Below are 20,467 nucleotides of genomic sequence, written 5' to 3'. Positions count from 1 at the left end.
TGTCCCCGCGGGGACAAGTGCGTTTCGGCCCTGTGGTTCGAGGTGGAAGGCGCAGCGGTCGGCGAGGGGGTCGGGGGTGCGTTCGTCGGGTTCTATGCCTTCGTCGAGGAGCAAAAAGCCCTGTGTTAGAGACTGATCTGCGGCTTGGGCGAGTTTGGCGGCAAGGGCTGGGGGGCAGCGTTCGGCCATGGGGATTTGGGCGATGACTGGATCATTGAAAAATGATTTATTTTCAATGAGTTGTGCGGAGGAGAGTGTTGCGGTGAGGTCGATGCCGCCGAAGAGTTGGTCGTCGGGGATTGTGATGGGGAGTTTGCGGATGGGGAGGGCAGGCGTAAACCCAGCGAGAAGAGCGTCGCGGTCTGGGCTGGCACGCATGCGGATAACGGCTCCGCCGAGGCCCTGCGGATCGAGGGCCAGGAGTTTGAGGGCGAGGGCCGCGTTATGCCATGTTTCGGCGGTCATAGGATTTTGGGGGTTGGTGCGCAGTGAATGCGCACCCTACGGACGGTTGTGATGGTGCGTGGCGGGGTGAACCCCGCCCTACGGAGCGGGGGCGTGCGTAAGGCGGAGGTGTCCTCCGCCTCGCGTTTCATGCCAACACGGCGTCGACCGTGCGGGTGACGCGGGTGGTGCTGCCGGCCTCGTCCAGCGGGTCGCGGCGGAGGCGGTGCGAGAGGGCGATGGGGGCGATCTGTTTCAGGTGGTCGCGGGTGAGCACCTTGGCCTTGTCGTAGGCGGCAAGGGCGCGGGCGGCGCGGAGGAGGGTCAGCTCGCCACGGAGGCCGTCGGAACCGAGGGCGATGCACAGCTCGGCGCAGTCGTGCAGGATGGCGTCTGGCGTTTCGATTTGAGGCAGGAGTTTGCGCGCGGCGAGGATCTTGCGGCGGATTTTGGCATCTTCCTTGGTGTATTTGTCCATGAAGGCGTCAAAATCGCTCTCAAACGCGTCGCGGCGTTTGATGACCTCGATGCGCTCGGCCACGTCGTTGGGGCTGCGCACCTCGACGGACAGGCCGAAGCGGTCGAGGAGTTGGGGGCGCAATTCGCCTTCCTCCGGGTTGCCGGAACCTACGAGTACGAAGCGGGCGGGGTGGCGAATGGATAGCCCTTCGCGTTCGACCACGTTTTCGCCGGACTGGGCGACGTCGAGCAGGAGGTCGACGATGTGGTCTTCGAGCAGGTTGACCTCGTCAATGTAGAGGTAGCCTCGGTTGGCGCGGGCGAGGAGGCCCGGCTCAAACGCCTTTTCGCCGCGGGTGAGGGCGCGTTCGATGTCCAAAGCACCCACCACGCGGTCTTCGGTGGCACCCAAGGGCAGGTCGATGACGGGGGTGGGAATTTTTTGGGTCTTTTTCGTCTCTACATTGGCCCATTTGGGGCATTCGTCGTGGGATTCTGCATTGATCGGGCAGCCCTGAATGGCCGTGATCGGGGGTAGGAGGGCGGCGAGTGCGCGGACCGCTGTGGATTTGCCGGTGCCCCGGTCGCCGAACACCAGAACGCCGCCGATGCCGGGGTCGATCGCGGTGAGGATCATGGCCTGTTTCATGTCGTCCTGGCCGACTATGGCGGAGAAAGGGAAGGGGGTTTTCGTCATTGCAGTCGCAGTCCTTCGAGCGGGCTGGTGCCGCCCCATGTGCCGCTGTCACCGAGGATGGTGAAGCGGGCGTAAAGCTCTTCGCGGAACCATGCGCCGTCGCGGACGGCCTTGATGGCTTCGGCGTGGGGGCCGTTTTGGCGAGCGAATTGGGCCATTTCCTGTGCGCCCGGCCAGATGGAGAAGGTGACCTGGTGGAGCATGGGGACTTCTCCGATCCCGATTTTGAAGACCACGTTGGGATCGCTGCCGATCATTGTGGAGATGTCGGGGACGCGGTTCCAGAATTTTGCGGCCACGCGGGGTTTGACTGTGGCGCGGGTGAGGGCGGCGAGCGGGCCTGATTTCGGCTCTGATACAGCGGAAAAGGGGGTTTTCCCGCTCCAAGCGCCGCGAGCGGAGGTGGGGGAGAGGTAGATGGTCCAGTGTTCCGCCGCGCGGGCGCGGTAGCGTTGGAAGATACGTGTGTTTTCGATGCGTTTGCGGGCGGTGGCTTCGTCCGGCCAGGTGCAAAGGATGGCGTAGACGGCCGTGTTGGGGACTGGTGTGAACCCTTCGCCCGTGCCGGAGCCGCAGAGTTTCCAAAAGCCGAGGTCGGGCACGCGGGACATCGCAGCCCGAGCGCCGCCCATCATCGTGAGCGCCCATGCCCGGTCGCGCCACCGCGGAAAGCGGAAGAAGGATATGGTGGTTGTCTGGTTCATCATTTCGCACTGGCAGCGTGCACAATGGCACGGTTTTCAGCCTATCCTTCGAAAAGAAATTGTCAACTAAACTAGACACTCTTATTGTTGGTAGGAGATGACACGCCTTGATCCCATCGAATCGAAGGCCCGAGTAGGGAAACTTGTGGGCAACCGCGCCATTGTGATTGGTGCGGGGCTGGGCGGTTTGGCGGCTGCCATGCGGTTGGGTGCCAAGGGCTATACCGTCACTGTGATCGACAAGCTGGACGTGCCGGGGGGCCGTGGGTCGGCCATTTGGCAGGACGGGCACAGGTTTGATCTGGGGCCGACCATCGTGACGGTGCCGCAGCTTTACAAGGAGCTGTGGGCGGCTTGTGGCCGGTCGTTTGAGGATGATGTGGAGCTGCGGTCGCTTGATCCGTTCTATGAGATCCGGTGGCCGGACGGGACGAAATTTGTCGCTCAGCATGATACTGAGGCGATGCGTGCCGAAGTTGCCAAGATCGAGCCGCGCGATGTGGCGGGCTTTGATCGGTTTTTAGAGGATTCGGCGAAGCGGTACTGGTTTGGGTTCGAGGATCTGGGCCGCCGGTCCATGCACCAGCTTTGGGAGCTGGTGAAGGTCTTGCCCACCTTTGGGATGTTGCGTGCGGATCGCTCTGTCTATGCCCATGCCAAGCGGCGCTTTATCAATGACAAGCTGCGGATGGCGTTTTCGTTTCATCCGCTCTTTATCGGGGGTGATCCGACCCATGTGACCAGCATGTATATTCTGGTCAGCTACCTCGAGAAGCAGTTTGGCGTGCATTATGCCATGGGTGGTCTGGCCGGGATGGCGCGCAAGATGGCGGATGTGGTGGAGGATCAAGGCGGCACGCTGCTGATGGACACCACCGTTGACGAGATTGTCGTTGAAGACGGTCGTGTGCGTGGGGTGCGGTTGGAATCTGGGCTGGAGTTGGGGGCCGATGTGGTCGTCAGCAATGCGGATGCGGGGCATACCTATGATCGGTTGATGCGGGCGCTGCCGAAGAAGCGGTGGACGCCGGCGAAGCTGAAGCGGACGCGGTATTCTATGAGCCTGTTTGTTTGGTACTTTGGCACCAAGGGCACGCGCGGCGAGTGGGCCGATGTGGGGCATCACACGATCCTGAATGGCCCGCGCTATACTGGGTTGCTGCATGACATCTTTATGAAGGGCAAGCTGTCGGATGACATGAGCCTGTATGTGCATCGCCCCTCGGTCACTGATCCGAGTGTCGCGCCTGAGGGGGATGATACGTTCTACGTGCTGAGCCCCGTGCCGCATTTGGGGCATGGGGGCGTGGATTGGAGCACGGAGGCTGAGGCGTATAAGGCGAAGGTCTTGGCTGTGCTGGAGGACCAGCTTTTGCCCGGATTAGGGTCGAAAATTTCGACCGAGCAGGTGTTCACGCCAGAGACGTTTCGGGATCGGTATTTGTCGCCGTATGGGGCGGGTTTTTCGATTGAGCCGCGGATTTTGCAGTCGGCGTGGTTTCGCCCGCACAACATCAGTGAGGAGGCCGAGGGGCTGTACCTGGTGGGCGCCGGGACGCATCCGGGGGCCGGTGTGCCTGGTGTGATTTCGACGGCGGAGGTTCTGGCGCAATTGGTGCCGGATGCGGTGGCGTGAGGTGCGGTGCGCGCAGAGCGCATACCCTACGGGAGATATGCCATGATTGATCCGAGAGACCTTGAGGCGTGTACCGAGGCTATCCGGCATGGGTCGTTGTCTTTTCATGCAGCCTCGAAACTGTTGCCGAAGCGGGTGCGGGATCCGGCGTTGGCGCTGTATGCGTTTTGCCGGTTGGCTGATGATGAGGTCGATCTGAAGGCGGAGAAGGTGGAGGCCGTGCTGCGCCTGCGGGACCGGTTGGATCTGGTCTATGCCGGGACGCCGAAGGATGCAGCGGCTGACCGGGCTTTTTCTGCTGTTGTTGAGCAGTTTGATATGCCGCGGGCGTTGCCGGATGCGCTGTTGGAGGGGCTGGCGTGGGACGCAGAGGGGCGGACCTATGCCACGTTGAGCGGGGTTAAGGATTATTCGGCGCGGGTGGCGTCGGCTGTCGGCGCGATGATGTGTGTGCTGATGGGCGTGCGCGATGCGGATGCGTTGGCGCGGGCCTGCGATCTGGGTGTGGCCATGCAGCTCACCAACATTGCCCGCGACGTGGGCGAGGATGCGCTGGAGGGGCGGCTGTATTTGCCGACCGACTGGCTGGCTGAGGCGGGGATGACGCCGGAGGGCTTCTTTGCCGATCCGCGCCCGACCAAGGCGGTGCGGGGCATGATCAAGCGGTTGGTGATGGAGGCAAACAGGCTCTATTACCGCTCCGAAGCGGGAATTGCGGCGCTGCCTGTGTCCTGTCGGCCGGGCATTTATGCGGCGCGGTTTATCTATGCGGGCATTGGCGGGCGGCTGACCGGGATGGAATATGACAGCATCTCGGTCCGGGCGCGGACGTCGAAGGCGCAGAAGTTGGGGTGGTTGGCGCAGTCGGTGGCTGCAAGTGCCACAACGTCGGTGATGCCGCAATCCGCCGTGCTTTATGCCAAGCCGTTGCCGGAGGTGCAGTTTCTTGTCGATGCTGCGGCAAAGGGCGCGCGGACCAGCCGAAGCGACAGCCTGTTCGAAGCCCTGGCGGCCCTGGAAACGAAACGGCAGGCAGACCGCGCCACCTTGATCGGGCCACGGGCGCGCGCTACCTGACAGTCATGTTTTGGCTGCTCTTCTGCATTTTCTTTGCTGCTTGTTTGGGTGCTGGCGTGACCGGTGGGCTGTTCCCGCCGGGTCAGTGGTATCGCGACCTGAGCAAGCCCACATGGACGCCGCCGGACTGGGTGTTTCCGGTCACCTGGATGGTGCTTTATGTCTGTATGGCCGTGGCCGGTGCGCGGGCGGCGATGGCCGAAGACAACGCGATTGCGATGGCGTTCTGGGCCATGCAGATCGCATTTAACGGTCTGTGGACGCCGGTGTTTTTCGGGTTGCGGAATATCCGGCTGGGCATGGCGATCATTGGCGTTTTGTGGGTGACGGTGTTCAGCGCGATGCTGGCGCTGTGGCAGGTCGATATGATCGCGGGGATGCTGTTTGCCCCATATCTGGTGTGGGTGACGATTGCGTCGGCGCTGAATGCAGAGGTGTGGCGGTTGAACCGGGATGAGGCGGCGAAGGGGTCTGTGGCGGCGGAGTGAGGTTTACTACTGCTTTGACTTTGGGCTTGGAGTACATCGGATTGTTTTGTCCACGCGCCGAGCGGTTTCCACAGTTCGAATTTCTGCCTCTGCAGAAGCTAGCAACATAGTTTCTGACAGCGTCGGAGGCTATTTGACTTCATAACCATCTCCAAAAAACATGTGTCCCATTTTCTTTCGTCCGGACTTTTTTCGTTCCTTTCGGTGGGGATTGTGGAAGTGTTCAAAGTATATCTCGCCCTTGTTTTTGGAGTGTATTTCCTTGATTATCCACTGGTCTTCCTCACTATCTGACTTGATTTTTCGACCGCCACCAATCGCTTTCGATAGCGCTCTGGCCTGTTGTTTTGTGCTGTAGACGTCCTTGCCTGACTTAACGCGTTTTGCTGCAGCTCCTTTGTCTAGGGGTCGACCATTTGCTTTCAACGTTTTTCCTGACAGCTTCACCGGGATAAATCTATTCGGCATGTATAAGCCCTCCGGCTTCAGATTACTTGAACGATAAGATTTTCTAAGTCTTTTAAAGGATGTTGATTCTACTAGTCGCCGTGCTTTAGTGGTCCTTGCTTGTTGGTCACCGCAATTGGACGTTGCAACAAGTTACCCCACATCTGCTCCGCGATGAACAAGTTTTGCTTGCAATTCGTCTCAGGCTTGCGAACCTGACCCCAGGTTGAACAAGGGGATTGAGATGCGGTTGTTTTGTCTGATGTCGTTGCTTGTTGGGCTGGCCGCGTGTTTCGGGCCTCAGCTTCCGGCCGAACCGGAGCCGGAACCGGAACCCGTGCCCCTGTTTGAGCCGGACAATCCAGCGCCCTGGTGCGGCTATGCCACGCGCCTTGTGTTGAACCCCGAGACCGAGGCCGCGCAGAAGGCGTCGGTTGAATCGCTGGCGCGTCAACGCGGATGTGACATCTAGCATCTGCCGGGGTGGTGGTTCAGTCGAACTGCCACCGTGCTCGTCGCGGCACGCGGACAGCCAGCATCGGTTTGATCAGTGGCGAGCGGAAGCGGCGCAGGTCGAGCGCCTCGTGCACGCCTGTGGTCCGTTCTCCGTTCAGGGTCGTTTCCACTGCCGAGCGGGAATAGAACGGCGCGTCGAGCATGTTTTGGACTTGGCGCGCCTGTGCCCCGGCGTCGCCGCGCGTTTCGCGTTTGACGGCCCAGAGGGAGCGGCGCATGGGCGCTTTGGGGGGTAGGGGGATGTCGGTGGCCTTGCCCTGTTCGTCGAAGTGGAAGGCGGCTGCGAGCTCGCTGCCATCAAGACGGGTCGCGTCGTAGAAGCAGGTGGCGCCGTCCCCGGTCGGGTAGCGGCCCCAGGTCCAGTAGCTGAAGTCTTCCTCCAGTGCCCGTGTGCCGAAATTGGCGTCGAAGTACCCTTCGCCAGACCATTGCCAGCCGGGGCGGTCGATGTCGACTTCGATGCGGCTGCGCGGGGCGAAGGGGCGCCAGATATGGGCGTTGTCGTCCGTGAGCGCAAGTTCGACGTTTGTGAGTGCCGAAGGGATGACGCGGATTTGGCCCTTGATCCGGGAGATCAGTGGGGGGGAGGAGATTTCGTTGATGTCTATGATCAGTTGATCGTTGTCCCAGCGCATCATGGAGGGGCCAACCTCGAACCTTGAGGCCGTTTGGCGGAGGGCGGAGGTGCCCCGGTCGGTCATGGTGAAGCGGCCGCCTTTGCCATAGGTGGCGACGTTGATGCAGACGTGGTTTTGCGGGTTCTTGCGACCGGACCAGCGGTACCACGGCGAGAAGACGGAGCCGATGAAGCCGATGACCGATACGGCGCGGGTGCCGCAATCGCTCAGGCCGTCGACATACCACCACGCGTAGCCGTTTGGGCCGACGTCGATGTTGAAATTTGGTCGCTCAAGATCGCCTCGACCGCGTGCCGGGCGGAGAGGGTGGCCATGGGCACACCCGCCCCCGGGTGCGTCCCCCCGCCCGCGAGATAGAGGTTCGGGATCTGTGTGCGGGCTGTGGGGCGTTGCAGGGCGGCTGTCAGCCCGTGGGGCGTCTGGCCGTAGAGCGCGCCCTGCGTTGCTGGGAACATCTGCGCGAAGGCTTGGGGCGTCGTTATCGTTGTCGTGTCCGGGGTCGGGCTGAAGCTGATCCCGTGTTGCGCCATCTGGTGCGTGATCTGATGAAGCCATGGGGAGAGGTCCTCCGGAGTGTCGCCCGCTGTACCGGGCGCATTGCTGTCGTCCGCTGTTGCGGGAGCGTTTGTGATGATTTCGAACCGTTCGAGCTGGGGCGTGTGCTTGCCGTGGCCGCGGTCGAGGGCGCAGATGTAGAAAGACGGGTGCGTGGGCACGCGGCCTGCCATGAGGTCGTTGAATTCGGACTGGGCGTCTTCGGCGAAGAAGACGTTGTGGTGGGCGAGGTCCGGGCCGTGGGGTGCTGCGGCGAAGCTAAGGACGCGAGCGGAGAAGCTGCGTTTCGCCTTGGCCGTTTGTTTGGCGATTTGGCTTGTGTCTCGGCCTAGGGCGCCTGTTGCCAGTGCGCGTGGGTCGCCTGCGTGGATAAGGACGTCGCAGGGGATGTGCGTGCCGTCTGCGAGGTGGACGGCTTTGGCGTGGCCGTTTTGGGTTTCGATGTGGTCGACATGGGCGTTTGTTTGCGTTTCGACGCCGTGCGCGTCGAGGAGCCGCCCGAGTGCCTGGGTCAGCTTGTGCATCCCACCCTTGACCACCCAGACGCCGTTCGCCTCGGCCTGCCAGATCAGGGACAGGATGGCGGGGGCGTGGGTTGGGCTGCCGCCGACATAGGTGGCGTAGCGGCCAAAGAGTTGCCGCAGGCGCGGGTCGCGGAAGCTGCGTTTGAGCAGGGTTTTGAGTGTCGAGAGCGGGGCCATCGCCGGAATGAGGTGCGGTTGGCGTAGGACGTGTTTGGTGAGCGCTGTTAGCTTCGGTTCGGGCGCTTGCATCATGGGGGCGTCGAAGGCGGAGAAGAGTTGGCGGGTGCGGTTGGTGAACTTGAGGAAGTCTTCCACGGCCTCGGGTCCGCCGAAGGTGCGGAGGGCGTTAATTGTGCGCTCTTCGTCGGCGTAGAGACTGAGCTTACTGCCATCGGGCCAGAAGTGGCGGGCGAGCTCATCCTGTTTGATGAGCGTCACGTGGTCTTCGACCCGTGTGCCCAGTTGAGCGAAGAGATCGTCGAAGACGTGGCGCATGGTCAGCACGGTGGGGCCCGCGTCGATGGCCCCCGCGTCCGAAGGGATCGTGCGGATCTTGCCGCCAACTGTTTGGTGTCGTTCCAGGAGTGTCACTGCAAATCCCGCTTCCCGCAGTCTGACCGCGCAGGCCAGACCTGCGATGCCCGCGCCGATGATGACAGCACGTTGGGGGGCAGGCGCATTGACATGAGTCATGGGCGGACATGTTGACTCGTGATACCGCATATGTCCAGTATGGTTTACACTTTGGTGTATCGCCATCGTGACATTTATCCGAGAGGAGAGCGGCAGATGGGCCTGAGCACACGGATCGAGGCGGCGGTAGCGGAGGCTGTGGCCGTGGGTCAGGGGGCCGGGCGTGCGACGCCGCCGAAGCTGGCGGAGGCGCTGCATTATGCGACCGCTCCAGGAGGGGCGCGTATTAGGCCCACCATTCTGATGTCTGTGGCCATGGCCTGTGGAGATGATCGCCCTGCGGTGTCCAATGCTGCTGCTGCTGCTTTGGAGATGATTCATTGCGCATCGCTCGTCCATGACGATCTGCCGTGCTTTGACGATGCGGATGTGCGGCGGGGGAAGCCCTCGGTCCATCGGGCGTTTTCGGAGCCGCTGGCTGTGCTGGCGGGGGACAGTTTGATTGTCCTCGCGTTTGAGACCTTGGCGCGGCAATCGGGGCAGGCGCCCGAGCGTGTGGCGCAGTTGATTATGACCCTGGCGCAGCGGACCGGGATGCCCGGTGGCATCTGTGCGGGGCAGGGGTGGGAGAGCGAGGAACAGGTGGACCTGTCCGCCTACCACCAGGCCAAGACCGGAGCGCTGTTTATTGCTGCGACCCAGATGGGGGCCGTTGCGGCGGGGCAGGATGCGGAGCCGTGGTTTGAATTGGGCGACCGGATTGGCGAGGCGTTTCAGGTGGCCGACGATCTGCGCGACGCGCTGTATGACGAGGCGACGCTGGGCAAGCCTGCGGGTCAGGATGATCTGCATGGGCGGCCCAATGCGGTGACGCAACTTGGCGTGCAGGGCGCGATCTCGCGGCTGAAGGATATTCTGGGCGGGGCGATTGCCTCGATCCCGTCATGCCCCGGTGAGGCGCAGCTGGCTGAGATGGTGCGGATGTATGCGGAGCGGTTGACCCCCGTTGTGTCCCCAAGCCGTGTGCCGGGTGAATGAGCGCCGAGGCGCATGATCTGCCCGCATGGCGGGGCGGCTGGCTGAACCGGCTTGTTGCACGTCCGGGTTTTCAAAGCTGGGCGAGTAAGTTTCCACTCACGCGATCACGGGCGCGGGCCGATGGGGCTGCGCTGTTTGATGTGGTGCAGGGCTTTGTTCAAAGTCAGGTGCTGATGGCGCTGGTTGAGTTGGATCTGTTCCGCCGGTTGCGGGCTGGGCCGCGGAGTGCCGAGGTGCTGGGTCGGGCCTGTGATGTGCCTGCCGAGCGGATGCAGGTGCTGTTGCAGGCTGGAGCCGCCTTGGGGCTGCTCAAGCGGAAGCGGGACAAGTTTGCGCTGGCCCGCAAGGGGGCCGCCTTGATGGGTGTGCCGGGGCTGGAGGCGATGATCCGGCATCACAAGGCGTTCTATGATGATCTGCGCGATCCGGTGGCGTTGCTGCGCAAACCCGAAGAGACGCAGTTGAGCCAGTTCTGGCCTTATGTGTTCGGGGGCAGCGTCGATGAGGGTGACGCTGCGATTTATTCGGACCTGATGGCGCAGAGCCAGCGGCTGGTGGCCGAGGATACGTTGCGGGCCGTGTCGTTGAAGGGTGTGCAGCATCTCTTGGACATTGGCGGCGGGACGGGTGCGTTTCTGGAGGCGGCGGGGCAGGCGAACCGGTCCATGCAGATGACCCTGTTTGACCTGCCGCCCGTGGTGCCTGATGCGCAAGCGCGATTCGATGCGGCTGGGATGGCGGACCGGGTGACGATTGCGCCTGGGTCGTTTCGTGTAGACGCGCTGCCCGAGGGGGCGGATGCGATTTCGTTGATCCGGGTTCTTTATGATCATGCGGACGAAACCGTGCGCGATTTGCTGGCCAAGGTGCATGACGCGCTGCCCCCGGGCGGACGGCTGATTGTGTCCGAGCCGATGGGCGGCGGCGTGCGGCCGGATCGGGCCGGGGATGTCTATTTCGCCTTCTATACAATGGCTATGCAGACGGGCCGTGCCCGGTCGGCCGCCGAGATTGGGGCGCTTTTGGCCGAGGCGGGGTTTGCTGAAATCCGCAGCCGTGCGCCTGCCCGGTCTTACGTGACGCGGGTTGTGACGGCTGTGCGTCCCGAATGACACCTGTTTTCGTGTTTGACGATTGATCTTTGTCAATGTGTCTAATCTGATTGACACATATTGTTGTCTAACTAGAATGACACATAGCGACATACTGCCGCCCTGAGTCTCTGACATGTGATCCGGGTCCCGGCAGTGCCAACCAAAGGAGACACCCGTGGACACCTCTGCCGTCCTTCTCAAAGGTCCCAAGGATCTGGACGTGGACACGCTTGCGCTGACCGCGCCGGGCGCGGGTGATCTGGTTGTCGATGTTACGCATTCGGGGATTTCGACCGGAACGGAGAAACTGTTCTGGACGGGCGAGATGCCCCCCTTTCCCGGGATGGGCTATCCGCTGGTGCCTGGGTATGAGGCCGCCGGTGAGGTGGTTGAGGCGGGGCCGCTGACGGGGTTCAAGCCCGGCGACCGCGTCTTTGTGCCGGGGTCGAATTGTTTCGAGGGTGCCTTTGGCCTGTTCGGTGGCGCGGCGAAGACGCTGATCACCGACAGCGCGCGGGTGACCCGCATTGATCCCGAACTGGGCGCTGAAGGCGCGCTGCTGGCGCTGGCCGCGACGGCGCGTCATGCGATGGCCGGGATGAACAAGGCTGTGCCGGACCTGATTGTCGGGCACGGTGTTTTGGGTCGGCTGCTGGCGCGGCTGACGATTGCCTCGGGCGCGCCTGCGCCGATGGTGTGGGAGATTGACCCGGCCCGCCGCGATGGTGCGCAGGGTTATGAGGTCATGCACCCGGACGACGATGAGCGCCGCGATTACCGGTCGATCTATGATGCGTCGGGTCGCGGTGATCTGCTGAACGATCTGGTGGGCCGTATCGCCAAGGGCGGTGAGATTGTGCTGGCCGGGTTTTACACGGCCCCGCTGAGCTTCGCCTTCCCGCCCGCCTTTATGAAAGAGGCGCGGTTCCGGGTGGCGGCCGAATGGACCCGAGAGGACTTGGCCGCGACGCGCGCGCTGGTCGAGTGCGGGGCGCTGCGGCTCGATGGCCTTATCACACATACACGGCCCGCGGCGGATGCGCGCGCGGCTTATGAGCAGGCGTTCAGTGACGGCGCTTGCCTGAAAATGATTTTGGATTGGGAGCACTGAAGCGATGAAAGACGAGCTTGATAAGCGCTCGGATGCGAGCGACGTCCCCAACCTGAAGGATTTCGATCAGCGTCTGAGGGATGAGGCCAACGAAGACCTGGCTGACGTGCTGCCGCAGGAGGCGACAAAGAAAACGCAGATCATCGCGATCTATGGCAAGGGCGGGATTGGTAAGTCTTTCACCCTCGCCAATCTGAGCCACATGATGGCGGAGCAGGGCAAGCGGGTTCTGCTGATCGGCTGCGACCCGAAGTCGGACACCACGAGCCTGCTTTTTGGCGGCAAGGCGTGCCCGACGATCATCGAGACATCCACAAAGAAGAAGCTGGCCGGGGAAGAGGTCGCCATAGGCGACGTGTGCTTCAAGCGCGGCGGTGTATTTGCAATGGAGCTGGGCGGGCCGGAAGTGGGTCGCGGCTGCGGTGGCCGGGGGATTATCCATGGCTTTGAACTCCTCGAAAAACTTGGCTTCCACGATTGGGATTTTGACTATGTCCTCCTGGATTTTCTCGGAGATGTGGTCTGTGGCGGTTTCGGCCTTCCGATCGCGCGGGACATGGCTCAGAAAGTGATCCTGGTGGGGTCCAATGACCTGCAGTCGCTATATGTGGCCAACAACGTGTGTTCGGCGGTGGAGTATTTCCGCAAGCTGGGCGGCAATGTCGGCGTGGCCGGTCTGGTCATCAACAAGGATGACGGATCGGGTGAGGCGCAGGCCTTTGCCAAGGCCGTCGACATCCCGGTGCTGGCGTCGATCCCGCAGGATGATGACCTGCGCAAGAAATCCGCGAATTATCAGATTGTCGGCACGGCAGAAAGCCAGTGGGGCGCGTTGTTCGCCGAGCTGGGCATGAACGTCGCCAATGCGCCGCCGGTGCGGCCTGCGCCGCTGAGCCAGGATGGTCTACTGGAACTGTTTGATGGCTCGGATACGGGCGCCGGGGTGGTGCTGGAGCCTGCGACGGATACCGACATGCGCGGCAAGAATGCCAAGCCCAAGGAAAGCCTGGAGGTGATCTATGACGATGCCTGAGGTGCGATCCATGGATGAACTGCGTGTTTCAAGCGAAACGCTGCAACAGCGCAGCCGTGTCGCCACGGTGATGGCCAACGAGAGCCTGGAGCGCGCGCGACGCCTGCGCGAGCAGTCGGATCGTTTGCATGTTCTGAATCATGGATTCGCGGCGGCTTCGCCTGAACAGCGGCAGGAGAACGCATGAGCCCCAAGGTCACATATGACGCCTCGGAAGAGGTTGTGGTGACCGAAGGCCATCCGCGCGAGGCAGAGATGCCGCGCGGTGAAGCGCCTGTTGACGGGCTGGGATGTCATTCCGGGTCCGAGATGGAGAAGGCCGCGCGGATGGCGGGCAACTCCGAGATGCTGGACAAGTTTGCTGCCGATTATCCGCAAGGGCCGCATGACAAGCCGCAGAGCATGTGCCCGGCATTCGGGTCGTTGCGTGTGGGGCTGCGGATGCGCCGCACCGCCACGGTGCTGAGCGGGTCGGCCTGCTGTGTCTATGGGCTGACCTTCGTCTCGCACTTCTACGGCGCGCGGCGGTCGGTTGGCTATGTGCCGTTCAATTCTGAAACGCTGGTGACTGGCAAGCTGTTCGAGGATATTCGCGAGTCTGTCCATGACCTTGCCGACCCTGACAAATACGACGCCATTGTCGTGACGAACCTGTGTGTTCCGACGGCATCCGGCGTGCCGCTGCGGCTGTTGCCCAGCGAAATCAATGGTGTCCGGATCGTCGGTATCGATGTGCCCGGATTTGGCATTCCCACTCATGCCGAGGCCAAGGATGTTCTGGCCGGAGCAATGCTGAACTATGCCCGCGCCGAGGTCGAGGCGGGGCCGGTGGCGGCTCCCGTGGGTGGGAAATCTGATCGCCCGACCGTGGCGCTGCTGGGTGAGATGTTCCCGGCGGATCCCATGATGATCGGGCAAATGCTGGCGCCTTTGGGGCTGGCGGCGGGGCCCGTTGTGCCGTGTCGTGAGTGGCGCGAGCTGTATGCTGCTTTGGACAGTGCGGTCGTGGCGGCTGTGCATCCGTTTTACACGGCGGCGGTACGTGAGTTTGAGGCCGCCGGTCGGCCTATTGTTGGCTCTGCCCCTGTGGGCCGGGATGGCACGGCTTCGTGGTTGAAGGCGATTGGCGAGGCCCATGGCTGTTCGGCGGAGCAGATCGCTGAGGCGCAGAATGCGATGCTGCCTGCGATCGCTGGTGCGCTGGCCGCGATGCCGATCAAGGGGACCATTACCTTGTCCGGCTACGAAGGGTCTGAGTTGCTGGTGGCCCGTCTGCTGATCGAGAGCGGGGCGGAGGTGCCTTATGTGGGCACTGCATGTCCGCGTACCCCATGGAATGCCGAGGATCAGGCGTGGCTTGAGGCCAAGGGCGTGAAGGTGAAGTTCCGCGCGTCGCTGGAAGATGATTGTGCGGCGATGGAGGCTGTGACGCCTGATCTTGCCATAGGCACGACGCCGGTGGTGCAGAAGGCCAAGGAACTGGGTGTGCCTGGCTTGTATTTCACCAACCTGATTTCAGCGCGGCCTTTGATGGGGCCAGCCGGTGCTGGATCGCTGGCGCAGGTCATCAATGCGGCCATCGCCAACAAGGGGCGCATGGATCACATGTGGGAGTTCTTTGAAGGTGTTGGCGAGGGTGACACTGCTGGCGTCTGGGAAGGCGATCCGAATGTGCGGCCCGATTTCCGGGCGCAGAACGCCAAGAAGCTGGAACGTCAAGCGAAGGCCGCGAAGGCGGCGGAGATGATTTGATGGTTTCGCGGGGTTCATATTTAGCCTCATCGGTCCGGGTTCGGACCTCTTCGGCTGATGAGACCGCAGCGCGGTTGAAGAAGCCCGCGGGGGGCGTGCCATGCTGATCATGGATCACGATAGGGCTGGCGGGTACTGGGGCGCGGTCTATGCGTTCTGTGCTGTGAAGGGCCTGCAATGCGTCATCGACGGCCCGGTGGGCTGTGAGAACCTGCCGGTGACGTCCGTCTTGCACTACACCGACGCCTTGCCGCCGCATGAGTTGCCCATTGTGACTACCGGTCTGGGCGAAGAAGAGCTGGGCCGGGACGGGACCGAGGGTGCCATGAAGCGGGCTTGGGGCACGCTTGATCCGGCTTTGCCTGCGGTTGTCGTCACCGGCTCCATCGCCGAGATGATCGGGGGCGGGGTCACGCCCCAAGGCACCAACATTCAGAGATTTCTGCCACGCACCATCGACGAAGATCAGTGGGAAGCAGCAGACCGGGCGATGACCTGGATCTTTACCGAGTTCGGTATGACCAAGGGTCGGATGCCCCGCGAGGCCAAGCGGGAGGAAAGTGCGAAGCCTCGTGTCAACATCCTGGGTCCGATGTACGGCACGTTCAACATGCCGTCGGACCTGGCTGAAATCCGTCGCCTTGTTGAAGGCATCGGCTGCGAGGTCAACATGGTGATGCCCCTGGGCGCCCATGTGGCCGAGATGCGAAATCTGGTGAATGCGGATGTGAACATCTGCATGTACCGCGAGTTCGGGCGCGGGTTGTGCGAGCTTCTTGCCAAGCCGTATCTGCAAGCCCCGATAGGGGTCGAGAGTACCACCAAGTTCCTGCGCGCACTGGGGACCTTGGTCGGCCTCGACCCCGAACCTTTTATCCAGCGCGAGAAGCATTCGACGCTGAAGCCTGTGTGGGACCTGTGGCGGTCCGTGACGCAGGATTTCTTTGCAACGGCCAGCTTTGCCGTGGTGGCGAACGAGACCTATGCCCGCGGGCTGCGCCTGTTCCTTGAAGAAGACATGGGCCTGCCGTGCGCCTTTGCCACCGCCCGGGTGGCGGGCAAGAAGACCAATAACGAGGAAGTGCGCGCCTGGATGGGACAGAAGCGACCGTTGGTCGTCTTTGGGTCCATCAATGAAAAGATGTATCTGGCTGAGTTGAAGGGTGGGCATGGGCCGAGCCCCGCGTTTATTCCCGCCAGCTTCCCCGGTGCCGCGATCCGGCGGGCCACGGGGACGCCCTTTATGGGTTATGCGGGCGCCACTTATGTCATTCAGGAGGTCTGCAATGGCCTCTTTGATGCGCTCTTTCACATTCTGCCCTTGGCCACCGATATGGATGCCGCCGAGGCGACACCGACGACCCTGCGCCGGGATTTCCCCTGGGATGCCGATGCGCAGGCCATGCTCGACAAGATTGTCGAGCAGCACCCCATCCTGACCCGGATTTCCGCGGCCAAGACCCTGCGCGATGCGGCTGAGCAAGCAGCCCTCGCCCAAGGCGCGGACCGGGTTGTGATCGAAACCGTGCGCGCATTAGACCCGGCCCTTGCCGGGTCGTCAGACAACGTTTCCGAAGGAGGAACAGCATGACTGACATGACATCGAACGTGGTCACCGAGACCCATGCGAAAAAGCGCAACGGCGAGCGGACCGAGTTCATGGTCTATTTCGCGATCATTTTTGTGGCGACCCTGCCGCTGGCCTGCCTGACCTGGGCGCTGGCCGCGATCAAGTCGCGCAGCTTTACGGACAAGGGCCCGATGGCCCGGGCCTGGACCCAAGCGCGGATCATCACGCCGATGATCTTTAACGCGTGATCGGTGCCCACGGCATAACACGGAATTCTTGGCAATGTGCGCCTGCCGAGATCAGAGACTGGACGCCTGGCAACAGGTGGACAGAGCCCGGAGGGGGTGACCCCGATGGACCCGGCCGCGGGGTGCGCGGCGTCAGCACTGAATTCCGGAGGAATTACTATGGCTGAAAACCTGTCATTCACAGGTCTCACAGACGAGCAGGCGCAAGAGCTGCACGCTGTCTACATGAGCGGGCTCTGGCTTTTCACAGCCGTGGCCGTTGTCGCTCACTTGGCAACGTACATCTGGCGTCCCTGGTTCGCGAACGGTTGGTAGGGAATGGACATGGCAAAGTTCTACAAGATCTGGCTCATTTTTGATCCCCGCCGCGTGTTCGTTGCGCAAGGCGTCTTTCTGTTCCTGCTGGCAGCGATGATTCACCTCGTCCTGCTGAGCACGGAGCACTTCAACTGGTTCGAACTGGCGGCCCAAACCGCCCAGTAAGACCGGTCTGAAGGGATCCAAGACAGCGCTGCGGGCGGGGCATAAAGTGCGCCCCTGCCTGCCCGCAGCAAATCAATTCTGACGACAAAAGACGGCTGACGTGCCCATCGGGGGCCCGCGCCGCCAAACGCGGAGACGTACGAGATGGCACTGCTATCCTTCGAACGAAAGTATCGCGTCCGCGGAGGGACGCTGATCGGCGGCGATCTGTTCGACTTCTGGGTCGGCCCATTCTACGTGGGCTTTTTCGGGGTCACGACTGCCTTTTTCTCATTGCTGGGCACAATCCTGATTTTCTGGGGCGCATCCCAGCAGGGCACGTTTAATCCCTGGCTGATCAACATCGCACCGCCGGACCTGAGTTACGGTCTGGGCATGGCGCCGCTGATGGAAGGCGGGCTGTGGCAGATCATCACGATCTGTGCGACGGGCGCCTTTATCTCATGGGCGCTGCGCGAGGTTGAGATCTGTCGCAAGCTGGGCATGGGGTACCATGTGCCCATCGGCTTCGGCTTTGCCATCTTTGCATATGTGACGCTGGTGATCTTCCGCCCGCTTCTGATGGGCGCGTGGGGGCATGGGTTCCCATATGGCATCTTCAGCCACCTCGATTGGGTGAGCAACACCGGCTACGCCTATCTGCACTTCCATTACAACCCGGCGCACATGCTGGCCGTCACGCTGTTCTTCACGACCACGCTGGCGCTGGCGCTGCACGGCGCGCTGATCTTGTCCGCCGCCAACCCCGAGGAAGGCGAGCTGGCCAAGACGCCGGATCACGAGGACACGTTCTTCCGTGACTTCATCGGCTATTCCATCGGTACGCTGGGCATTCACCGCCTTGGCTGGCTGCTGGCCATCAACGCTGGCTTCTGGAGTGCGATCTGCATCATTATCTCTGGCCCCGTCTGGACCGCTGGCTGGCCCGAATGGTGGAACTGGTGGCTGAACCTGCCCATCTGGGGTGCCGATCCGCTGCCTGTCTATCAATCCGGATTTGGGGGCTAAGATCATGGCTGTTGAATATCAAAACATCTTCACCCAGGTCCAAGTTCAGGGGAACCCCGAATGGGGTATGGACGACAGCGGCGAGATGACACGCGAGCGTGTCGGCAAGCCTTGGTTCTCCACCCTCGCAGGCTGGCTGGGCAACGCACAGATCGGGCCGCTTTATCTGGGCTGGACCGGGATGGTGTCGCTGGCGACGGGCCTGATTTGGTTCGTGATCGTGGGCTTCAACATGCTGGCGCAGGTCGGCTACTCGATCCCCGAGTTCATCCGACAACTGTTCTGGCTGGCGCTTGAGCCGCCATCGCCAGAATACGGCCTGTCGATGCCGCCGCTGAATGAAGGTGGCTGGTACATCATCGCGAGCTTCTTTCTGTTGGTTTCGGTGATGACGTGGCTGCTGCGGTCGTATCTGCTGGCGGCTGAGCACAAGATGGGCAAGCATGTGTTCTGGGCTTTTGCCTCAGCCGTGTGGCTGTTCCTGGTGCTGGGTCTGTTCCGTCCGGTCCTGATGGGGTCGTGGAGTGAGGCCGTGCCTTACGGCATCTTCCCGCACCTTGACTGGACCACGGCGTTCTCGATCCGCTACGGCAACCTGTACTACAACCCGTTCCACTGTCTTTCGATTGTGTTCCTGTATGGCTCTGTCCTGCTGTTCTGTATGCACGGCGGCACCATTCTGGCTGTGACCCGCTATGGCGGCGACCGCGAGCTGGAGCAGATCTATGACCGCGGCACGGCGACCGAGCGGGCGGCCCTGTTCTGGCGCTGGACCATGGGGTTCAACGCGACCATGGAGGGTATTCACCGATGGGCCTGGTGGTTTGCGGTGCTGACCCCGATTACCGGTGGTATCGGCATCCTGCTGACCGGGACGGTCGTGGACAACTGGTTCATCTGGGCGCAGGAGCACAACTTCGCTCCGATGTATGACGGCGCCTATGGCTACGAAGACTATGGCTCCTACGAAGCCTTTATCGGGCAGGAGGACTGATCATGCTACCCAAGTGGTTCAATGACTGGAACAAGGCGAACCCGACCAATGTGTTCGGGCCCGCCATCGCCATCGGTATCGTGGGCAGTGCTGTCTTTGTCGCCGCTCTGGTCGTGACATGGGGCAACCCGCTTCAGACCGAGAGCATGCAAACGGGTCCACGCGGCACGGGCATGTCGGTGCCGGAGTACAACGTGTCACGTCTGGCCGAGGATCCGACAATTGCCGGGTACAGTTCCTCTCCTCCGGTGGTGCCGGGGCCGGATGCGGTCCGTGCCGGTGACGTGATCGAGAACGCCGAGCCGCTGCTCGCTGATCTGACGCCGGAAAACTACGAACGGGTTGTCAACGCCATGCGGACATGGGTTGGGATCAACGTTCTGTTCAACGGGGAGGAGAACTATCAGACCGTGGTCGCGCGGCGCATGATCCAGATGACCCAGAACCTAAATGAAAACTGGGCGTCGCATGTCAATGTGAACGGCAATGCAGGTGTGAACTGCTACACCTGCCACCGTGGCGAGGCGGTGCCTTCGGACATCTGGTTCAATGTCACACCGGTGAATGAGAATGTCGGTGGCTGGGCTGCGGTGCAAAACCGTGCAACGTCGATGAGTTCGTCAACGTCCCTGCCATCGTCAGCGCTCGAGGTCTACCTGACCGACTATGACAGCCAGGTGAACGTCCACGATCTGGAAAGCCGGGTGGCAGGTGTGCCGGGCATCGACGAGGATGTCGCGACCATCCAGAAGACCGAGATGACCTATTCGTTGATGAATTACTTCTCGAACTCGCTGGGTGTGAACTGCGTGTTCTGTCACAACAGCCGTGCGTTCTATGACCCTGCGCAGGTGACGCCGCAGTGGAGCACTGCACTTCTGGGGCGTCAGATGGTGATCGAGTTGAACCAGGAATACCTGATCCCCCTGGGCGAGGTATATCCGCCGGAGCGCCTTGGTCCGATCTTTGCCGATGCACCGAAGGTCGGCTGCCGGACGTGCCACAAGGGCTATCAGAAGCCGCTGCAGGGCATGAACATGGTGGCCGACTGGCCTGAACTGGCGACGACGGGTGCGCCTGTTTACGAGTGATGCCTTGGGCGGGCGACACGCCCGCCTTACGATTTTCGCCCCGGTGCGGGCGCAGCAAGATGTGACATGGGCGGTTCGCGCCGTCCCTGTGACGCCAGGCGCGGGTCATCGGCTTCCTTGACCCACGTGCGGGATCATCTGATCCCGGTTCCCTTCCTGTTGGCTACAGGAACCTGGCGTCGTGCTTGAACCCTCAGGCACGACGCCTTTTTGCCCCAGGGGTCCGT

22 protein-coding genes and 1 pseudogene are annotated in these 20,467 nt (G+C 62.0%); 17 read left to right on the top strand and 6 right to left on the bottom strand.

The genetic code is table 11. The annotated features are described in order from the left end of the window. From RA29_RS18920 to RA29_RS18910, 3 genes and pseudogenes are all read right to left on the bottom strand, one after another. Window positions 1-465: pseudogene (locus RA29_RS18920) on the bottom strand (magnesium chelatase ATPase subunit D); the annotation flags it as partial. Window positions 466-592: 127 nt separating this feature from the next. Then, complete coding sequence (gene bchI, locus RA29_RS18915) at window positions 593-1,600, bottom strand: magnesium chelatase ATPase subunit I (protein WP_039688920.1); 1,008 nt, start codon at window positions 1,598-1,600, stop codon at window positions 593-595. Continuing rightward, a complete protein-coding gene (locus RA29_RS18910) occupies window positions 1,597-2,304 on the bottom strand; it encodes a spheroidene monooxygenase (RefSeq protein ID WP_039688976.1) in 708 nt (235 codons plus the stop codon). Before RA29_RS18910 ends, bchI begins: the two co-directional genes overlap by 4 nt. A 97-nt stretch (window positions 2,305-2,401) precedes the next feature. Here RA29_RS18910 and RA29_RS18905 point away from each other — a divergent pair, with 97 nt between their 5' ends. Genes RA29_RS18905 through RA29_RS18895 form a run of 3 tightly spaced genes read left to right on the top strand, consistent with a single transcriptional unit; the run spans window position 2,402 to window position 5,505 of the window. Beyond that, the gene (locus RA29_RS18905; protein ID WP_039688919.1) at window positions 2,402-3,940 is read left to right on the top strand and encodes a phytoene desaturase; all 1,539 of its coding nucleotides are present in this window, start codon (window positions 2,402-2,404) and stop codon (window positions 3,938-3,940) included. Window positions 3,941-3,982: 42 nt separating this feature from the next. Next, on the top strand, window positions 3,983-5,017 hold the full coding sequence (locus RA29_RS18900) for a 15-cis-phytoene synthase (protein WP_039688916.1): 1,035 nt from the start codon (window positions 3,983-3,985) through the stop codon (window positions 5,015-5,017). A gap of 5 nt (window positions 5,018-5,022) precedes the next feature. Then, entirely contained in the window at window positions 5,023-5,505 is a 483-nt protein-coding gene (locus RA29_RS18895; protein WP_039688915.1) for a TspO/MBR family protein, read from the top strand. A 129-nt stretch (window positions 5,506-5,634) separates the two neighbouring features. Here RA29_RS18895 and RA29_RS22990 read toward each other — a convergent pair whose 3' ends face one another. Continuing rightward, window positions 5,635-5,973, bottom strand: coding sequence for a hypothetical protein (locus tag RA29_RS22990; protein ID WP_152613083.1), 339 nt, complete (start codon window positions 5,971-5,973; stop codon window positions 5,635-5,637). A 223-nt stretch (window positions 5,974-6,196) separates the two neighbouring features. On the opposite strand from RA29_RS22990, the gene RA29_RS18890 reads away from it, so the two are divergent. Then, the gene (locus RA29_RS18890) at window positions 6,197-6,424 is read left to right on the top strand and encodes a hypothetical protein (protein WP_193743584.1); all 228 of its coding nucleotides are present in this window, start codon (window positions 6,197-6,199) and stop codon (window positions 6,422-6,424) included. A gap of 19 nt (window positions 6,425-6,443) precedes the next feature. On the opposite strand, the gene RA29_RS18885 is transcribed toward RA29_RS18890, so the two are convergent. Both RA29_RS18885 and crtD read right to left on the bottom strand, forming a co-directional pair. Continuing rightward, window positions 6,444-7,316, bottom strand: coding sequence for a carotenoid 1,2-hydratase (locus RA29_RS18885; RefSeq protein ID WP_082029620.1), 873 nt, complete (start codon window positions 7,314-7,316; stop codon window positions 6,444-6,446). Next, on the bottom strand, window positions 7,313-8,878 hold the full coding sequence (gene crtD, locus RA29_RS18880) for a 1-hydroxycarotenoid 3,4-desaturase CrtD (RefSeq protein WP_039688909.1): 1,566 nt from the start codon (window positions 8,876-8,878) through the stop codon (window positions 7,313-7,315). Before crtD ends, RA29_RS18885 begins: the two co-directional genes overlap by 4 nt. Before the next feature lie 96 nt (window positions 8,879-8,974). Between crtD and RA29_RS18875 the strand changes: the two genes are divergently transcribed. The 13 genes from RA29_RS18875 to pufC all read left to right on the top strand — a co-directional run bounded on the left by RA29_RS18875 (window position 8,975) and on the right by pufC (window position 20,240). Beyond that, window positions 8,975-9,856, top strand: coding sequence for a polyprenyl synthetase family protein (locus RA29_RS18875; protein ID WP_039688907.1), 882 nt, complete (start codon window positions 8,975-8,977; stop codon window positions 9,854-9,856). Beyond that, on the top strand, window positions 9,853-10,968 hold the full coding sequence (locus RA29_RS18870) for a methyltransferase (RefSeq protein ID WP_193743583.1): 1,116 nt from the start codon (window positions 9,853-9,855) through the stop codon (window positions 10,966-10,968). Before RA29_RS18875 ends, RA29_RS18870 begins: the two co-directional genes overlap by 4 nt. Window positions 10,969-11,125: 157 nt before the next feature. Next, window positions 11,126-12,061: a chlorophyll synthesis pathway protein BchC gene (gene bchC, locus RA29_RS18865; protein WP_039688905.1), complete on the top strand. Its 936-nt coding sequence runs from the start codon at window positions 11,126-11,128 to the stop codon at window positions 12,059-12,061. 4 nt (window positions 12,062-12,065) lie between these two features. Further along, window positions 12,066-13,094 (top strand): chlorophyllide a reductase iron protein subunit X, encoded by a 1,029-nt coding sequence (locus RA29_RS18860; protein ID WP_039688903.1) that lies wholly within the window; start codon window positions 12,066-12,068, stop codon window positions 13,092-13,094. Between the two features lie 10 nt (window positions 13,095-13,104). Continuing rightward, complete coding sequence (locus RA29_RS23320; protein WP_193743582.1) at window positions 13,105-13,281, top strand: hypothetical protein; 177 nt, start codon at window positions 13,105-13,107, stop codon at window positions 13,279-13,281. Next, entirely contained in the window at window positions 13,278-14,846 is a 1,569-nt protein-coding gene (gene bchY / locus RA29_RS18850) for a chlorophyllide a reductase subunit Y (RefSeq protein WP_039688899.1), read from the top strand. The genes RA29_RS23320 and bchY overlap by 4 nt, the downstream gene beginning before the upstream one ends. 100 nt (window positions 14,847-14,946) lie before the next feature. After that, window positions 14,947-16,437: a chlorophyllide a reductase subunit Z gene (gene bchZ / locus RA29_RS18845; RefSeq protein WP_039688897.1), complete on the top strand. Its 1,491-nt coding sequence runs from the start codon at window positions 14,947-14,949 to the stop codon at window positions 16,435-16,437. Further along, entirely contained in the window at window positions 16,434-16,664 is a 231-nt protein-coding gene (pufQ, locus tag RA29_RS18840; protein ID WP_039688896.1) for a cytochrome PufQ, read from the top strand. Before bchZ ends, pufQ begins: the two co-directional genes overlap by 4 nt. 159 nt (window positions 16,665-16,823) lie before the next feature. Continuing rightward, window positions 16,824-16,979 carry a light-harvesting antenna LH1, beta subunit gene (pufB, locus tag RA29_RS18835; RefSeq protein WP_039688894.1) on the top strand — a complete coding sequence of 52 codons (156 nt, stop codon included), beginning with the start codon at window positions 16,824-16,826 and terminating at the stop codon, window positions 16,977-16,979. A gap of 9 nt (window positions 16,980-16,988) precedes the next feature. Then, window positions 16,989-17,147 (top strand): light-harvesting antenna LH1, alpha subunit, encoded by a 159-nt coding sequence (gene pufA, locus RA29_RS18830; RefSeq protein ID WP_039688972.1) that lies wholly within the window; start codon window positions 16,989-16,991, stop codon window positions 17,145-17,147. 144 nt (window positions 17,148-17,291) lie between these two features. Continuing rightward, window positions 17,292-18,155 (top strand): photosynthetic reaction center subunit L, encoded by an 864-nt coding sequence (gene pufL / locus RA29_RS18825; RefSeq protein WP_039688892.1) that lies wholly within the window; start codon window positions 17,292-17,294, stop codon window positions 18,153-18,155. Between the two features lie 4 nt (window positions 18,156-18,159). Further along, complete coding sequence (gene pufM, locus RA29_RS18820) at window positions 18,160-19,149, top strand: photosynthetic reaction center subunit M (protein ID WP_193743581.1); 990 nt, start codon at window positions 18,160-18,162, stop codon at window positions 19,147-19,149. A gap of 2 nt (window positions 19,150-19,151) precedes the next feature. Continuing rightward, window positions 19,152-20,240 carry a photosynthetic reaction center cytochrome PufC gene (pufC, locus tag RA29_RS18815; protein WP_039688890.1) on the top strand — a complete coding sequence of 363 codons (1,089 nt, stop codon included), beginning with the start codon at window positions 19,152-19,154 and terminating at the stop codon, window positions 20,238-20,240. Window positions 20,241-20,467 lie beyond the last annotated feature (227 nt).

The organism is Tateyamaria sp. ANG-S1, from assembly GCF_000814025.1.
Classification (GTDB): domain Bacteria; phylum Pseudomonadota; class Alphaproteobacteria; order Rhodobacterales; family Rhodobacteraceae; genus Tateyamaria.
Note: the sequence above shows the minus strand (reverse complement) of the source record. Positions and strands in the feature narration are given on the sequence as shown.

Bases quoted from the DNA above. Each gene is read 5' to 3' on its own strand.
- RA29_RS18870 (WP_193743583.1), top strand. From the start codon at position 9,853: ATGAGCGCCGAGGCGCATGATCTGCCCGCATGGCGGGGCGGCTGGCTG.
- pufM (WP_193743581.1), top strand. From the start codon at position 18,160: ATGGCTGTTGAATATCAAAACATCTTCACCCAGGTCCAAGTTCAGGGG.
- RA29_RS18875 (WP_039688907.1), top strand. From the start codon at position 8,975: ATGGGCCTGAGCACACGGATCGAGGCGGCGGTAGCGGAGGCTGTGGCC.
- RA29_RS22990 (WP_152613083.1), bottom strand. From the start codon at position 5,973: ATGCCGAATAGATTTATCCCGGTGAAGCTGTCAGGAAAAACGTTGAAA.
- RA29_RS18900 (WP_039688916.1), top strand. From the start codon at position 3,983: ATGATTGATCCGAGAGACCTTGAGGCGTGTACCGAGGCTATCCGGCAT.
- RA29_RS18910 (WP_039688976.1), bottom strand. From the start codon at position 2,304: ATGAACCAGACAACCACCATATCCTTCTTCCGCTTTCCGCGGTGGCGC.
- pufQ (WP_039688896.1), top strand. From the start codon at position 16,434: ATGACTGACATGACATCGAACGTGGTCACCGAGACCCATGCGAAAAAG.
- RA29_RS23320 (WP_193743582.1), top strand. From the start codon at position 13,105: ATGGATGAACTGCGTGTTTCAAGCGAAACGCTGCAACAGCGCAGCCGT.
- RA29_RS18895 (WP_039688915.1), top strand. From the start codon at position 5,023: ATGTTTTGGCTGCTCTTCTGCATTTTCTTTGCTGCTTGTTTGGGTGCT.
- bchZ (WP_039688897.1), top strand. From the start codon at position 14,947: ATGCTGATCATGGATCACGATAGGGCTGGCGGGTACTGGGGCGCGGTC.
- RA29_RS18905 (WP_039688919.1), top strand. From the start codon at position 2,402: ATGACACGCCTTGATCCCATCGAATCGAAGGCCCGAGTAGGGAAACTT.
- crtD (WP_039688909.1), bottom strand. From the start codon at position 8,878: ATGACTCATGTCAATGCGCCTGCCCCCCAACGTGCTGTCATCATCGGC.
- bchI (WP_039688920.1), bottom strand. From the start codon at position 1,600: ATGACGAAAACCCCCTTCCCTTTCTCCGCCATAGTCGGCCAGGACGAC.
- pufC (WP_039688890.1), top strand. From the start codon at position 19,152: ATGCTACCCAAGTGGTTCAATGACTGGAACAAGGCGAACCCGACCAAT.
- pufB (WP_039688894.1), top strand. From the start codon at position 16,824: ATGGCTGAAAACCTGTCATTCACAGGTCTCACAGACGAGCAGGCGCAA.
- RA29_RS18860 (WP_039688903.1), top strand. From the start codon at position 12,066: ATGAAAGACGAGCTTGATAAGCGCTCGGATGCGAGCGACGTCCCCAAC.
- pufA (WP_039688972.1), top strand. From the start codon at position 16,989: ATGGCAAAGTTCTACAAGATCTGGCTCATTTTTGATCCCCGCCGCGTG.
- bchY (WP_039688899.1), top strand. From the start codon at position 13,278: ATGAGCCCCAAGGTCACATATGACGCCTCGGAAGAGGTTGTGGTGACC.
- RA29_RS18890 (WP_193743584.1), top strand. From the start codon at position 6,197: ATGCGGTTGTTTTGTCTGATGTCGTTGCTTGTTGGGCTGGCCGCGTGT.
- pufL (WP_039688892.1), top strand. From the start codon at position 17,292: ATGGCACTGCTATCCTTCGAACGAAAGTATCGCGTCCGCGGAGGGACG.